The organism is Streptomyces aurantiacus (assembly GCF_001418335.1).
Lineage (GTDB): Bacteria > Actinomycetota > Actinomycetes > Streptomycetales > Streptomycetaceae > Streptomyces > Streptomyces aurantiacus.
This window is the reverse complement of sequence record NZ_LIPP01000056.1, coordinates 1-14,279: the sequence shown is the minus strand read 5'-3', so window position 1 is coordinate 14,279 and position 14,279 is coordinate 1. Positions and strand designations below refer to the sequence as shown.

The 14,279-nt window shown below is 69.9% G+C and carries 8 protein-coding genes and 1 pseudogene; 6 read left to right on the top strand and 3 right to left on the bottom strand.

Annotated elements, in window-relative coordinates; all coding sequences use genetic code 11:
- Positions 1-683 precede the first annotated feature (683 nt).
- The 5 genes and pseudogenes from AOK01_RS08645 to AOK01_RS08625 all read left to right on the top strand — a co-directional run bounded on the left by AOK01_RS08645 (position 684) and on the right by AOK01_RS08625 (position 8,420).
- Complete coding sequence (locus tag AOK01_RS08645) at positions 684-1,283, top strand: response regulator transcription factor (protein ID WP_055510148.1); 600 nt, start codon at positions 684-686, stop codon at positions 1,281-1,283.
- Positions 1,284-1,615: 332 nt separating this feature from the next.
- Positions 1,616-2,215, top strand: a pseudogene (locus AOK01_RS46470) (transposase); the annotation flags it as partial.
- A gap of 238 nt (positions 2,216-2,453) precedes the next feature.
- On the top strand, positions 2,454-6,248 hold the full coding sequence (locus AOK01_RS08635; protein WP_055510145.1) for an ABC transporter ATP-binding protein: 3,795 nt from the start codon (positions 2,454-2,456) through the stop codon (positions 6,246-6,248).
- A 173-nt stretch (positions 6,249-6,421) separates the two neighbouring features.
- Complete coding sequence (locus AOK01_RS08630; protein ID WP_055510195.1) at positions 6,422-6,805, top strand: hypothetical protein; 384 nt, start codon at positions 6,422-6,424, stop codon at positions 6,803-6,805.
- A gap of 139 nt (positions 6,806-6,944) precedes the next feature.
- The gene (locus tag AOK01_RS08625; protein ID WP_055510142.1) at positions 6,945-8,420 is read left to right on the top strand and encodes a S28 family serine protease; all 1,476 of its coding nucleotides are present in this window, start codon (positions 6,945-6,947) and stop codon (positions 8,418-8,420) included.
- A 103-nt stretch (positions 8,421-8,523) separates the two neighbouring features.
- Here the strand turns inward: AOK01_RS08625 and AOK01_RS08620 are convergent, their stop codons facing one another.
- From AOK01_RS08620 to AOK01_RS08610, 3 genes are all read right to left on the bottom strand, one after another.
- Positions 8,524-10,347: a glycoside hydrolase family 3 protein gene (locus AOK01_RS08620; RefSeq protein ID WP_055510140.1), complete on the bottom strand. Its 1,824-nt coding sequence runs from the start codon at positions 10,345-10,347 to the stop codon at positions 8,524-8,526.
- A 231-nt stretch (positions 10,348-10,578) separates the two neighbouring features.
- Complete coding sequence (locus AOK01_RS08615; protein WP_055510138.1) at positions 10,579-11,379, bottom strand: sugar phosphate isomerase/epimerase family protein; 801 nt, start codon at positions 11,377-11,379, stop codon at positions 10,579-10,581.
- Between the two features lie 143 nt (positions 11,380-11,522).
- Positions 11,523-12,482 (bottom strand): bifunctional helix-turn-helix transcriptional regulator/GNAT family N-acetyltransferase, encoded by a 960-nt coding sequence (locus tag AOK01_RS08610; protein ID WP_055510194.1) that lies wholly within the window; start codon positions 12,480-12,482, stop codon positions 11,523-11,525.
- A 171-nt stretch (positions 12,483-12,653) separates the two neighbouring features.
- Here AOK01_RS08610 and AOK01_RS08605 point away from each other — a divergent pair, with 171 nt between their 5' ends.
- Positions 12,654-14,153, top strand: a complete 1,500-nt coding sequence (locus AOK01_RS08605) for a hypothetical protein (RefSeq protein WP_055510136.1) — start codon at positions 12,654-12,656, stop codon at positions 14,151-14,153.
- The last annotated feature ends 126 nt before the right edge of the window (positions 14,154-14,279 follow it).

Below are 14,279 nucleotides of genomic sequence, written 5' to 3'. Positions count from 1 at the left end.
CGGGCATAACACTACTGTCCGGGTGCATTATTACTGTTCAGGCCAGTCCGAGAGAACCTGTACCGACGGTTTGGCAGCCGCCGAGCGGGTACTAAGGGTATTCCCGTAATGCCCGGTGGATCAGCGCGCGGCGTCAGATGCGGTGCATCGCAAGGCGCCGGGTCACCCTCATACCGGGTGTATTCGGGTGATCCGGCAATGCCGCGAGGTGCCGTAGCTGTTGTCGTGCGCCGCCGGGAATTACGGGACAGCCCTTAGATTAAGGAAGCCTGATCTAAGCCGTGATCGCAGCACACGAGCCGAGCATTCTTAGAAGCACGTAGGCCAGTAGAAGGTCGGCAATGAGTGCTCGGATTCAGCACGGACTGCGCCACAGCCTGGGCATTAAACGCGACCTTCAAAAGAGCGAAACTCAAGAGTTGGACGGGATAGCCGGACTAGCGCGAAACCGCGCTTTCCGGAGATCGAACACCTCCACCTCGCTCGCACTGTCGCACCACTTAGCACGAATCACCGTACACCAACTTGCCGTACCTGCAGTCGCGTTGCGCGCCGGACACCCTCGCCGCTGATCCGGTGGTCGGAAAAGCTACCTGGGTACCACGTTCGAGCCGAGCACCCTGCTCGGCTCCGGGAGTTCACGAAACAGGCACAACAGAATGAGCCATGGTGGTGATCGTAAATTGGACCTGAAGGTCGTTTCGGTGGCTGTCTATGCGGACGATCGGGTGTCCCAGGAGGGAGCCGTCAGCTGGTTACGAGGTCGCGACGACGTAAGGATCACGGAGGAGAGCGACGCCGCTTCGGTCGTCGTCCTGCTCACCGAAGCCGTGGACCAGAGAGCGATCCAATACCTGCACAAGTTCGTCAAGGTCGGTGACCAGAGAGCGGTTCTCATTCCGAACCACCTCGGGCCGGGGAATCTGCTGGACGCCGTCCGGAGCGGGATGAAGATCCTCCTCCCCCGTGACGCGGTGACCGGTGATCGGCTCGTCGAAGCCGTACTCACCGCGTCACGGGGCCGCACCGAAATGCCCCTCGAATCTCTCGTCACCCTTCTTGCCCAGGTTAGCGTCGAGTCCGAACGAGTTGAGATCACACCACGTGACATCAATGTCCTCAGTCTCATGGCGGAAGGCAAGGACACAGAAGAGATCGCCGCCCAGCTGAATTACTCACCGCGTACCATCAAGCTCATCATTCAGAACTTCACCACTCGCTTCAATCTGAGCAACCGAACCCACGCCGTGGCTTATGCGATTCGCCACGGATACATCCAATAGCCCGAAACTCGCGGGATGCCAGAACGAGTGGTCGGGTGACTTGAGGGAATTGCACCCCCGACTCCTACAGAGTGAAGCAGGCCGCCGACGAGGCGCCCGTGACTCGGGTCCTTTCGACGGCCCCTTCCCGAGTTGGGCAGGCGAGATTTCCCCGCACCTGGCTCTCCAGCATTCAATTCCGGGCTGGGGGCTGCGCCTCGTCCCGCGTGGACGTTCTGGTGGCAGTGTTCGCCGACCACGAGGGTCCTGCGTTTCCGCATAGCCATCAGGTGCACCCACAGCGGCCGTTCCGACCGTTCTGAATTGTTGAGGTCGGCGAGTTTGCGGATGTGGAACGCACCCGGGAGATCCAGCGCCTGGAGAAGCTGCTGGAGGATCCCGGGATCAAACTGTCGAGCGTCGTCTCCGACCTCGGCGGGAAGTCAGCCCGCACGATGGTGGAGGCGCTGATCAGCGGTGAGCGCGCCCCCCAGGTTCTGGCCCGGCTCGCCGTCGGAGCCCTGAAGAACAAGGAAGCCCAACTGATCCAGGCGCTCACCGGATTCTTCACCGATCACCACGCTTTCCTGGCCCGCACCATGCTGGATCACATTGACGCCGCCACAGCCACGGTAAAGGGCTCACCGCCGAGATCGACCGCCGTCTGGAGCCATACCGACGCCAGCTGGAGCTGCTGGTGACCATCCCGGGAATCAGTCTCACCGCAGCCCAGGTCGTGGTCGCGGAGATCGGGGTCGACATGCGGCGCTTCCCCCCTCGCCTCCTGGGCCGGGGTCTGCCCAGGCAACCACGAATCCGCCGACAAGGTCACCAGCGGACGCACCCGCCACGGTGACACCTGGCTCAAGGGAGCCCTGGGCAACGCTGCCACGGCAGCTGCCCGCTCGAAGAACACCTATCTCGCTGCCCAGTTCCGGCGCCTGGTCGGCCACCCGCTCCTCGACAACATCGAGGGCATGACGATCACCGGCCGCACCCCCGGCGCCCACAGTGCCCTGAAGGTCCTCCTGGTCAGCGACGACAACCAGGGCGCGACCCAGACGACCCGCTTCTACTCCCTGCGCGTACGCCTCTGAACGATCACCTGTCGCGTGCTGGATTGTTGCGGAGGGATGAAATCCGCTTCGATTCGTGTTGGTGCCTTCCGGACGATCAGGTCGGATCGTCCTGATGACCAGAGGGAAGGCACCAGGAGTGACAACGCAGCGGGGATGGGCACGGCGGCTGATCGGGTACGCCTGGCGGTACCCGAAGGACGTCGTGCTCGCGCTGGGCGCCTCGCTCGGGGGCATGGCCGTCATGGCCCTCGTCCCCCTGATCACCAAGGTGATCATCGACGACGTGGTGGGGGACCACACCCGTGACATGGCCCCCTGGGCCGGCGCCCTCATCGGCGCCGGCGTCGTCGTCTACGTCCTCACCTACATCCGCCGCTACTACGGCGGACGCCTCGCGCTCGACGTCCAGCACGACCTGCGTACGGACATGTACGCCACGATCGTCCGCCTCGACGGCAGGCGCCAGGACGAGCTGTCGACCGGGCAGGTGGTGGGCCGCGCGACCAGCGACCTCCAGCTCATCCAGGGTCTGCTCTTCATGCTCCCGATGACGATCGGGAACATCCTCCTCTTCCTGATCTCCCTCGGGATCATGGCCTGGCTGTCGCTCCCGCTCACCCTCGTCGCCCTGGCCGTCGCCCCCGCGATCTGGTTCGTCGCCAGGCGCAGCCGCTCCAGGCTCCACCCGGCGACCTGGTACGCGCAGGCGCAGGCCGCCGCGGTGGCCGGAGTGGTCGACGGCGCGGTCAGTGGCGTACGGGTGGTGAAAGGTTTCGGGCAGGAGGACCAGGAGACCGGCAAGCTCAGGGAGATCGGGCGCCGCCTCTTCGCGGGGCGGATGCGCACGATCCGGCTCAATTCCAAGTACACCCCGGCCCTCCAGGCCGTTCCGGCGCTCGGCCAGGTCGCCATGCTGGCGCTCGGCGGCTGGCTGGCGGTGAAGGGCGAGGTCACCCTCGGTACGTTCGTCGCCTTCTCCTCCTACCTCGCCCAGCTCGTCGGGCCCGTGCGCATGCTCGCCATGGTCCTCACGGTCGGCCAGCAGGCCCGCGCCGGCGCCGAACGCGTCCTGGAGCTGATCGACACCCGGCCGTCGATGGAGGACGGCACGAAGGCCCTGCCCGCCGACGCCCCCGCGACCGTCGAGTTCGACGGCGTGTCCTTCGCCTACGACGAACAACGCCCGGTCCTGGACGGGCTCAGCTTCGAGATCCGCTCCGGCGAGACCCTCGCGGTCGTCGGCTCGTCCGGCTCGGGCAAGTCCACGGTCTCCCTGCTCCTGCCCCGTTTCTACGACGTGACCGGGGGCGCGGTCCTCATCGGCGGCCTCGACGTGCGCGAGCTGACGTTCGACTCCCTGCGGGCCGCGATCGGGCTCGTCCCCGAGGACTCGTTCCTCTTCTCGGACACCGTCCGCGCCAACATCGCGTACGGCCGCCCCGAGTCCACCCAGGAGGAGATCGAGACGGCGGCCCGCGCCGCCCAGGCGCACCGCTTCATCGACGCACTGCCCGCCGGTTACGACACCTTGGTCGGCGAGCACGGGCTCACCCTCTCCGGCGGCCAGCGCCAGCGCGTGGCCCTGGCCCGCGCGATCCTCACCGACCCGCGCCTGCTGGTCCTCGACGACGCCACCTCGGCGGTCGACGCCGGGGTCGAGCACGAGATCCACGAGGCCCTGCGCGGCGTCATGGCGGGCCGCACCACCCTGCTGATAGCCCACCGCCGCTCCACCCTGAACCTCGCCGACCGCATCGCCGTCCTCGACGAAGGGCACCTCGCCGACATCGGCACGCACGAGGAGCTGACCGAGCGCTCGCCGCTCTACCGCAGGCTGCTCACCGACCCGGACGAGCTGGGCGGCGTCTCGCCCGGTCACACCAAACAGTCCTGTCCCACGGAGGACACCTCCGTAGGGGACTCCGTACGGGAGGAGCTGGACGCCGAGTTCGACGCCGAGCGCGGCGTCACCCCGCACCTGTGGACCGGCGACCGCGAACCGAAGGACACCGCGCTGGCCGGCACGCCCGCGACCCCCGAGCTCCTCGCCCAGGTCGACGCCCTGCCGCCCGCCACCGACACCCCCGCCGTCGACGAGGCACGCGCGGTCGCGTCGGAGGACTCGTACGGGCTGCGGCGGCTGCTGCGGGGCTTCGGGCTGCCGCTCCTCGTCAGCCTCGGCCTCGTCGCCGTCGACGCGGGCATGGGTCTGCTGCTGCCGGTCCTGATCCGGCACGGCATCGACGAGGGTGTCACGGAGGCGGCGCTCGGCGGTGTGTGGGCGGCCTCGGTGATCGCGTTGATCAGCGTGCTGGTCCAGTGGGCGGCTCAGACCGGCGAGATCCGCATGACCGGACGCACCGGCGAACGGGTCCTGTACTCGCTCCGGCTGAAGATCTTCGCGCAGCTCCAGCGACTCGGACTCGACTACTACGAGCGGGAGTTGACCGGCCGGATCATGACCCGGATGACGACGGACGTGGACGCGTTGTCGTCGTTCCTCCAGACCGGCCTGGTCACCGCGTTCGTCTCGGTCGTCACCTTCTTCGGCATCATGGCCGCCCTGCTGGTGATCGACCTCCAGCTGGCCCTGGTCGTCTTCCTGACGCTGCCGCCGCTGATCGTCGGCACGTTCTTCTTCCGCCGGTCCAGCGTGAAGGCGTACGAACTCGCCCGTGAGCGGGTCTCCGTGGTGAACGCGGACCTCCAGGAGTCGGTGTCGGGGCTGCGGATCGTGCAGGCGTTCCGCCGCGAGGGAGCGGGCAACCGGCGCTTCGCGGAGGGCAGCGACCACTACCGCCAGGCGCGTATCCGCGGGCAGTGGCTGATCTCCATCTACTTCCCGTTCGTGCAGCTGCTGTCGTCGGTGGCCGCCGCCTCGGTGCTCGTCGTGGGCGCGGGGCGGGTCGACGCGGGCACCCTCACCACCGGCGCGCTGGTGGCGTACCTCCTCTACATCGACCTGTTCTTCGCCCCCGTGCAGCAGCTCTCACAGGTCTTCGACGGCTACCAGCAGGCGACCGTCTCCCTCGGCCGCATCCAGGAGCTGCTGAGGGAACCGACGTCGACGAAGGCCGCCGAGGAGCCGCTCGACGTGCTGTCCCTGCGGGGCGAGATCGCCTTCGAGGACGTGGACTTCGCGTACGGAGCGGCCGACGAGGCGGACGGAACGGCGGGGGCGGCAGCGGCAGCGGAGGAGGCCCTCAGCAAGGTCTCGCTGAGCATCCCGGCCGGGCAGACCGTCGCGTTCGTCGGCGAGACGGGCGCGGGCAAGTCCACCCTCGTCAAACTGGTGGCCCGCTTCTACGACCCCACCGGCGGCCGGGTCACGGTCGACGGCACGGATCTGCGCTCGCTCGACCTGACCTCGTACCGGCACCGGCTCGGCGTCGTCCCGCAGGAGGCGTACCTCTTCCAGGGCACGGTCCGGGACGCCATCGCGTACGGCCGGCCCGACGCCACGGACGCCCGGGTGGAGGCGGCGGCCCGCGCGGTCGGCGCGCACGACATGATCGCCACACTGGACGGCGGCTACCTCCACGAGGTCGCCGAGCGCGGCCGCAACCTCTCCGCCGGGCAGCGCCAGCTGATCGCGCTGGCCCGCGCCGAACTGGTCGACCCGGACATCCTGCTCCTCGACGAGGCCACGGCCGCCCTCGACCTGGCCACCGAGGCCCAGGTCAACCAGGCCACCGACCGCATCGCGGGCCGTCGCACCACACTGGTCGTCGCCCACCGGCTGACCACGGCGGCGCGGGCGGACCGGGTCGTGGTGATGGCGGACGGCCGGGTCGCGGAGGACGGCACGCACGACGAACTGCTCGCGCGGGACGGCCGGTACGCGCGGCTGTGGCGGACGTTCGTGGGGGAGCCGGACCCGGCCGCGAAGGTCAGCACATCGACGTGACGGATCACGGCTCGAATCCGTAGAAAAGCCGCGTATGTCGGACGAGGCAACCGTCCGCCATACGTCACGCGTCCGTACATCAGTACGCCAAAGTGCGGCAATCGCTGTGGGTCGTCGGGCTGTTGAGCCGTTTCGGGCCGGGTCGGGCCGGGGGAGGAGGGACATCGGTGGACATGAGAGCCGCACGCCGACACCTCGCGCTCGCTACGGCCGTGCTGACGGCGTCCGGGCTGCTGTCGCTCGCGGGCCCGGTGGGTGACGCGTCGGCGGCGGCACTGTGCGCCGGGCGGAAGGTACGCACGCTGACCTTCTCCACCGGACACGTGGACGTCCACAAGAAGCGCGGTTACGTGTGCGCGGTGACCTACCCGAAGAGGGTGGGCGCCCGCCGGTACATGAGTGTGAGCGTGCAGGCCCGCGGGAGTCAGCGGGTGCCCAACGCGGGCCGGTTCACGAGGTACGCGGGTCCGGTGCGGGTGCACGCGGGCCACCGCTGCGTGCGGATCGCGGGAGCCGTCGGTTCGGGCTCGGTGGCCACGGGCTGGATTCTCTGCTGAGCGGGCCGCCCCTCCTGATCTCCCGCCCAGTCGCGCGATCTTCGTGCCGTCCTGCCCGTAATGTCCCCGGCATCCCCTGGTGCGACAGCTGTTGCTCCGCTAGGTTCCGGCGGACATCTGCGTATTCAGGGGAGAACGCATGCGCAAGACGCTCAGATGGCTGTTGTCTCTCGCGGTGCTCATAGGCACCGTGAGCACGGCCGGGGCGGCCACCGCCGCCCAGCCGGACACCACCGGTTCCAGTACCGGGGCCGTCACCGGCTCCGGTCTCGTCACGGACGAGGCCGCGGACATCAAGGACCGGCTCCTCGCGATCCCGGGCATGAGCCTGATCGAGGAGAAGCCCTACACCGGCTACCGCTACTTCGTCCTCAACTACACCCAGCCGGTCGACCACCGGCACCCGTCCAAGGGCACCTTCCAGCAGCGTCTCACCGTGCTGCACAAGGACGTCTCACGCCCGACGGTCTTCTACACCAGCGGCTACGGCGTTTCCACGTCGCCCGGCCGCAGCGAGCCGACCCGCACCGTGGACGGCAACCAGGTCTCGCTGGAGTACCGCTACTTCACTCCGTCCCGGCCCGCGCCGGCCGACTGGACGAAGCTCGACATCTGGCAGGCGGCCAGCGACCAGCACCGCATCTTCAAGGCCCTCAAGCCGGTCTACGACAAGAAGTGGCTCTCCACGGGCAGTTCGAAGGGCGGCATGACCGCCACGTACTTCGAGCGCTTCTACCCGCGTGACATGGACGGCGTCGTCGCGTACGTCGCCCCCAACGACGTGGTGAACAAGGAGGACTCGGCGTACGACCGGTTCTTCGCGAAGGTCGGCACCGAGGAGTGCCGCACCCGGCTGAACGCGGTGCAGCGCGAGGCACTCGTCCGCCGCACGTCGCTGGAGAAGAAGTACAAGGAACTGGCCGCCGCCGAGGGCTACACCTTCACCACCGTCGGCAGCCTGGACCGGGCGTACGAGGCGGTCGTCCTCGACTACGTGTGGGCCTTCTGGCAGTACAGCCTGCTCGCCGACTGCGACTCGATCCCGGCCGACGCGAAGAACGCGACGGACGACGAGATCTGGACGTCGATCGACACGATCTCCGGCTTCTCGTTCTACACGGACCAGGGCCTGTCGCCGTACACGCCGTACTACTACCAGGCGGGCACCCAGCTCGGTGCGCCGACGATCACCTTCCCGCACATCGAGAAGAAGTACGTCCGCTACGGCTACCAGCCGCCGCGGAACTTCGTGCCGCGCGACATCTCGATGAAGTTCCAGCCGGGCGCGATGCGTGACGTCGACAGCTGGGTCAAGCACAACGCGAACCACATGCTGTTCGTGTACGGCCAGAACGACCCGTGGGGCGCCGAGCAGTTCCGCCTCGGCAAGGGCGTCCGTGACAGTTACGTCTTCACGGCCCCGGGCCTGAACCACGGCGCCAACGTCGCGGCTCTCGTCCCCGAGCAGAAGGCCCTCGCCACCGCTCGCATCCTTGAGTGGGCGGGCGTCGCACCGGCCGCCGTCCAGGCGGACCCGGAGAAGGCGAAGCCGCTGGCCACGTACGACTCGAAGCTGGACAAGCGCATGACGGAGCGCCAGCAGCTCCGCCCGTAGCGCCCCCGCGGCGACCATTCCTGAGCCGCGCCCGTCCGTCGAGCCTCCGGGCTACAACGGGCGGGCGCGGCCGGAAGGCGTCCTCACGAGTGGGTCAAGGGTCCTAGTAGGTCAGGCCGTGCCCCACGGAGTACAGCACCTGTGCCGGATCGTCCGCGCGTTGCACCGGCACCGGCAGCTTGCCGGTCGGGTCGGCACGCCCCGCCAGAACCCGTACCGCGGCGCGCAGCTCGACGTCCGTCCAGGAGTACGCCGCCAAGTAGGCGCTGACGGCAGGCAGTTGGGCCACGTCGTACGGGTTGCGGATGGCGAGCGCGACCACCGGGCGTCCCGTTGCGAGCAGTTGGTCGACGAGGGTGCGCTGGGTGGAGGCGGCGGTGACGTTGTACGTCCCCACGAGTACCGCGTCCGCGTCCTGGGCCGCCGCGACGGCTTTCGCGATGGCCGAGGCGGAGGGTGCCGTGCCGGTGGACAGGGCCGTCGCGGTGAACCCCAGCTCGTTGAGGGCGTCCGCCAGCACGGTGGTGGGCGGCCCCGTGGTGCCGGACGGTGAGGCCGGGTCGGCGCCGACGACGAGCACCTTCTTGTGCGTACGCCGTGAAAGCGGCAGCAGGCGGCCGGAGTTGACCAGCAGGGTCGTCGTCCGCTCGGCGATGCGGTCCGCGGCCTTCAGATGCGCCGGGACGCCGACGGTCCGGTCCACCCCGCGCCGGGTGACGTACGGGTCCTTCAGCAGCCCGAGTCCCGCCTTCAGCCGCAGGACGCGCAGGATCGATTCGTCGAGGCGGGCCTCCGTCAGCTCGCCGCCGCGGACGGCCTGGAGGACGGCGTTCCAGGCGAGGTCCGGTTTCGGCGGGTTGAGGAGCTGGTCGACGCCGGCCTTCAGGGCGAGTACGGGCACACGGTCGTCGCCGTACTTCGTGCGGACGCCCTCCATGCCGAGCGAGTCCGTCACCACGACCCCGTCGTAGCCGAGCCGCTCGCGCAGGATGCCGGTGAGGATCGGGTGGGAGAGGGTGGCGGGGTCACCGGCCGGGTCGAGCGCCGGGACCATGATGTGCGCGGTCATGATCGAGTCGATGCCGGCGGCGACGGCGGCGCGGAACGGGGGCGCGTCGAGCTCGTCCCACTGCGCCTCGGTGTGTTCGATGACCGGGAAGCCGTAGTGGCTGTCCGTCTCGGTGTCGCCGTGCCCCGGGAAGTGCTTGGCGGTGGCCGCGACCCCGGCGCTCTGATAGCCCTTCACCTGTGCGGCGACCAGGCCCGCCACGGCCTGCGGGTCGGCGCCGAAGGAGCGTACGCCGATGACCGGGTTGGCCGGGTTCACGTTCACGTCGGCGACCGGCGCGTAGTCCTGCCGGATGCCCATCGCGCGCAGTTCGGCGCCGCCGATCCGCCCGGCGGTGCGGGCGTCGGTGCGCGAACCGCCCGCGCCGAGGGCCATCGCGCCCGGGAAGAGCGTCGCGGGCGTGCCCACGCGGGCGACGATGCCGTGCTCCTGGTCGGTGGAGATGAGCACGGGCAGCCCGCGGGGCTGTGCCAGCGAGGCCCGCTGGATCCCGTTGCTCAGGTCCGCGATCTGGTGCGGCTCGCGGGTGTTGTGCGCCCACCCGAAGTAGATGATCCCGCCGACCCGGTACTTCGCGATCAGCTCGGCGGCCGTCCGTACGCCGATCTCCGCGAGGTTGGCGTCGATGTCGGCCTGGTCGGGCGCGGTCGCCGAGTGCCCGTACACCCGCATCACGAAGAGCTGCCCGACCTTCTCTTCGAGCGTCATACGGGAGATGAGGTCCCGGAGCCTGTGGTCCCGGAGCCTGTGGTCCTGGAGCCTGTCGTCCTGGTCGGCCGACGCGGGGGTGCCGCCGACGGCGACGGCCGCCGCCGCGCCCGCGGTCGCCGCGAGCAGCGTACGTCTGGAGGTGTGCACGTGCGCTCCTTCCGGAAGGGGCCCGGGAGGGCCCGTGGAGGGGCGAGCATGAAGGAAACTGCCAAGGAGTCACGGATATCCGGGAAATAACTGCCAGTCAATAGCGCGGACGGACGACACGCCGCCGCTCGGCCCAGTCGCCGACGTGGACCGCCACACGTTGTCGTCGCTCAGCCGGAGCAGGTCCGGACGACAGCCATCCTTGTGCCCCTATGCCCTAGGCCCTATGCCCTACGCCGACTCGTTCAGCAGCCGGGCCAGGTGCTCGCGGCCCGCTCCCAGCAGCCCTTCGAGCGGCGGGGCCGACTCGTACCAGCGCTTCTCGTACTCCCAGCACAGCCAGCCGTCCCAGTCCGCGCGGGAGAGCAGGTCGACGCACTCGGTGAGGGGCAGGACGCCCGCGCCGAGCGGCAGCGGAGTGGTGTCGTCGGGGGAGGCGATGTCCTTGACCTGGACGTAACCGAGGAACGGCGCGAGCGCGGCATGGCTGGTCGAGGGCTGCTCGCCGCCGAGCCAGGTGTGCATGACGTCCCAGAGGGAGCCCACCTGGCGGTGGCCGACGAGGCCGAGGACGCGGATCGCGGCGGCGCCGGTGCGGTGCGAGTCGTGGGTCTCCAGCAGAATCCGTACGCCGAGGTCGGCGGCGTACTCGGCGGCCGTGCCCAGGCGGCGGGCGGCTGCCGCGTCGGCCTCCTCGGGGCTCTGGTCCTCACCGGCGCCGGGGAAGACCCGGATGAAGGGGGCGCCCAGGTCCCGGGCCAGGTCGAGCAGTGCGCGGAGTTCGGCGATGACCGGTTCGTCGTCGCCCGGCGCCGCGACGCGCGTGTACCCGGCCACGCTCAGGATCTCGACGCCCGCCGACTTGAACTCGGCGGCCACGTCGGCCCGTGCGGTGAGGTCGAGGCCGGGGTGCACGGGCTCCTCGGGATGCGCGCGCAACTCGACGCCGTGGTAGCCGTGGGTGGCGGCGAGCCGTACGACGTCACTGATCGGGAGTCCGGGGACACCGAGGGTGGAGAAGGCCAGTTTCACGATTGCACCTTCGCTATCGAGTTCCGGGCGTGATGTTTCCGGACCGTTCCGGACCGTTCCGGACCGTTCCGATCCGATCCAGGTCGGACCGGCGCAGCATGCAGCGGACCCTACCCGCCGCGCGCGTTCTCTCACTTCCGCTCTCACTCCTGTGTGGCGTGCAGGTCCAGACGCCAGTCCTGGCCGACGAGATCGGCGCCGAAGGAACGGTGCGGTTTCTCGCCGAGGAGGGTGAATCCGTGGCGCTGGTAGATGTGGCGGGCGGAGGACAGGACGTCGTTCGTCCACAGGACCGTCTCCCGGTAGCCGACACCCCGGGCGAACTCGACGCAGGCGCTCACCAGCCGGTCGCCGATGCCGAGGCCGCGCGCGTCCGGCTCGACGAGCAGCAGGCGCAGCCGGGCGGCGCCGGGTGCCTCGTCCCGTACGCACATCACGCAGCCCACCGGGCGGCCGTCCAGCTCCGCGATCCACACCCGCTCCAGATGCGGGTCGTGGTCCTCGGCGAAGTCGGCGACGATCCGGGCGACCAGGCCTTCGTAGTCCGTGTTCCAGCCGTACTCGGCGGTGTAGAGCGCCGCGTTGCGCTGCACGATCCAGCCGAGGTCGCCCGGTCCCGGCTCGCGCAGCAGGACGTCCTCGCGGCGCGGGCGCCGGCGCCGCGAGCCGGAGAGGATCTCGCGGATGTCCCGCATCGCCTCGGTGAGCCGGGGCCGGTCCGCGGGCGGCACGGTCGAGAGCAGCGAGCCGACCGAGTCCCGCGAGCGTTCGTCCAGCAGGTCGGCGGTCTCCCTGCCGCGGGCCGTGAGTGTGACCCGGCGGCGCCGGGTGTCCTTCTCCGACGGCGTCCGCTCGATCAGGCCGTTCTTCTCGAACTTCGCCAGCAGTCTGCTCAAGTATCCGGAGTCCAGACCGAGTTCGGCGCGGAGGTCGGCCGCGTCCGTACGGGGGGAGCGGGCGAGCTCGTACAGCACGCGGGACTCCGTGAGGGTGTACGGCGCGTGCAGCCGGCGGCTGTAGTCGAGGGCGCCGATGAGGTTCGTATAGAAGCGGTTGAAGGCACGGATCTCACGGATCTCCCTCTCTTGAACGACGCTGTCCATGGTCATGACTCCTGGCACCTGCCTCGCGACGCGGATGGCTGACTCAGTCAGAGATTATGCCCGCGGTGGCCGGTGTCCGGCACGGGTTTCACCGGCTTCCGCCGGGCTTCCGTCGGGGTTCCGCCGGGGTTCCGCCGGTTTCCGGCACGGTGGCGCGGATAGCCTTCCGGGGTGCTGGAGTACGACGATCTGACGCGTCCGGAACGTGCCGTCTGGGACGCCTTTCCCGAGGGCCGGCTCGTGGACCTGCGCAGCGGGGTTCCCGGGGAGGACGACGCCCGCCAGGGGCAGGCGTGGGGCCCAGGGCGCACGGTCCGCGCGGAGGTCCTGGCCGCTCTGCTGCTGGGCGCGAACCCCGCCAGGCCGGGAGCCGTCGCGGCGCTCCGCCTGACCGGCGCGCGGGTGGCCGGCGCCCTCGACCTGGCGGGCGCGGACATCGCCCAGACGGTACGGCTCGACTCCTGCCGTTTCGAGGAGCCGGTGGGGCTGCGCGGCTGCGCCACGCGGTCGATCCGGCTGGCCGAGTGCTGGATACCGGGCATCGACGCGGCGCTGGCCCGGATCGAGGGCCGGCTCGACCTCCGGGGGACGACCGTGGAAGGCGCCCGGGTCGCGCTCATCAACACCCACATCGCCGGGGAACTGTCACTGAACGAGGCCACCCTGTCCACCGACGACGAGTGGGCGCTGTTCGCGGGCGGGCTCGTCATGGAGGGCGCGGTCTTCTGCCGCGGCCTGACGACCCGGGGAGGACTCCGGCTGCTGGGCGCGCAATTGTCCGGCGGCCTGTTCATGGAGGGAGCGCGGCTGGCGAACCCGCGGGGCGAGGCGCTGCTCGCCGACGCCGCCACGGTGTCGACCCTGGAGATGACCGACGGTTTCGCGACCACCGGTGCGGTCCGGCTGCGCGGTGCGCACGTCACCAGCCGGCTGTCGGTGCGGGGCGCCGCTCTCGGTTCGCCGGGCGCCGCGCTGGACCTGGCCCGCGCGCAGGTGGCCGAGCTCGACTTCACGCCCGCGGTCGCCCCGCCCGGTGGCGTCGACCTGCGCAGCGCACGCGTGGAGGTCCTGCGCGACAACGAGGTGAGCCGGACGGCGAAGCTGCGTCTTGAGGGCCTCGCCTACACCTCCCTGCACGCGGACGACGCGCCGCCGGCGGGGCTCGGCGTACGGGTCGGGGCGGCCCGCAGGATCGCGTGGATACGCCGGTCGCCCGGCTACAGCCCGCAGCCGTACGAGCAACTCGCCGGCTGGTACCGCCTGATCGGCCACGACGACGACGCGCGACTCGTGCTGCTGGCGAAGCAACGTCACCGGCGTGGGACGCTGCGCCCGGTCGCCCGGATCTGGGGCCACGTCTTCGACGCCGTGGTCGGTTACGGGTATCGCCCCTGGCGGGCGGGCGGTTGGCTGATGCTGCTGTCGCTCATCGGCACGACGGTCTTCCACGCCCACTCACCCATGGCGGACAAGGAGGGCGAGGGGCCCGAGTTCAGTGCCCTCGCCTATACGTTGGACCTGCTGATCCCGATCGGGGGTTTCGGCCAGCGCGAGGCCTGGCACTGGGACGAGCGGGGGGTCATGTGGCTCTCGTACGGGCTGATCGCGGCGGGATGGCTGCTGACCACTGCCGTGGTGGCGGGCGTCACCCGCTCGCTCAACAAGAGCTGACCCTTTTGTCTGCGGGTGCGTGGGGGCTTGTCGCGCAGTTCCCCGCGCCCCTGGGGGTGGGGGTTTGGCTCTTGCGTTGGCTGCGGGTCGGCCGTGGTTGAGCGCGCAGTTCCTCGCGCCCCTGGG

What these genes read in the sequence shown, in the direction of transcription:
- AOK01_RS08610 (WP_055510194.1), bottom strand. Translation starts at nt 12,482, where the DNA reads ATGGACAGCGTCGTTCAAGAGAGGGAGATCCGTGAGATCCGTGCCTTC.
- AOK01_RS08625 (WP_055510142.1), top strand. Translation starts at nt 6,945, where the DNA reads ATGCGCAAGACGCTCAGATGGCTGTTGTCTCTCGCGGTGCTCATAGGC.
- AOK01_RS08635 (WP_055510145.1), top strand. Translation starts at nt 2,454, where the DNA reads ATGACCAGAGGGAAGGCACCAGGAGTGACAACGCAGCGGGGATGGGCA.
- AOK01_RS08630 (WP_055510195.1), top strand. Translation starts at nt 6,422, where the DNA reads ATGAGAGCCGCACGCCGACACCTCGCGCTCGCTACGGCCGTGCTGACG.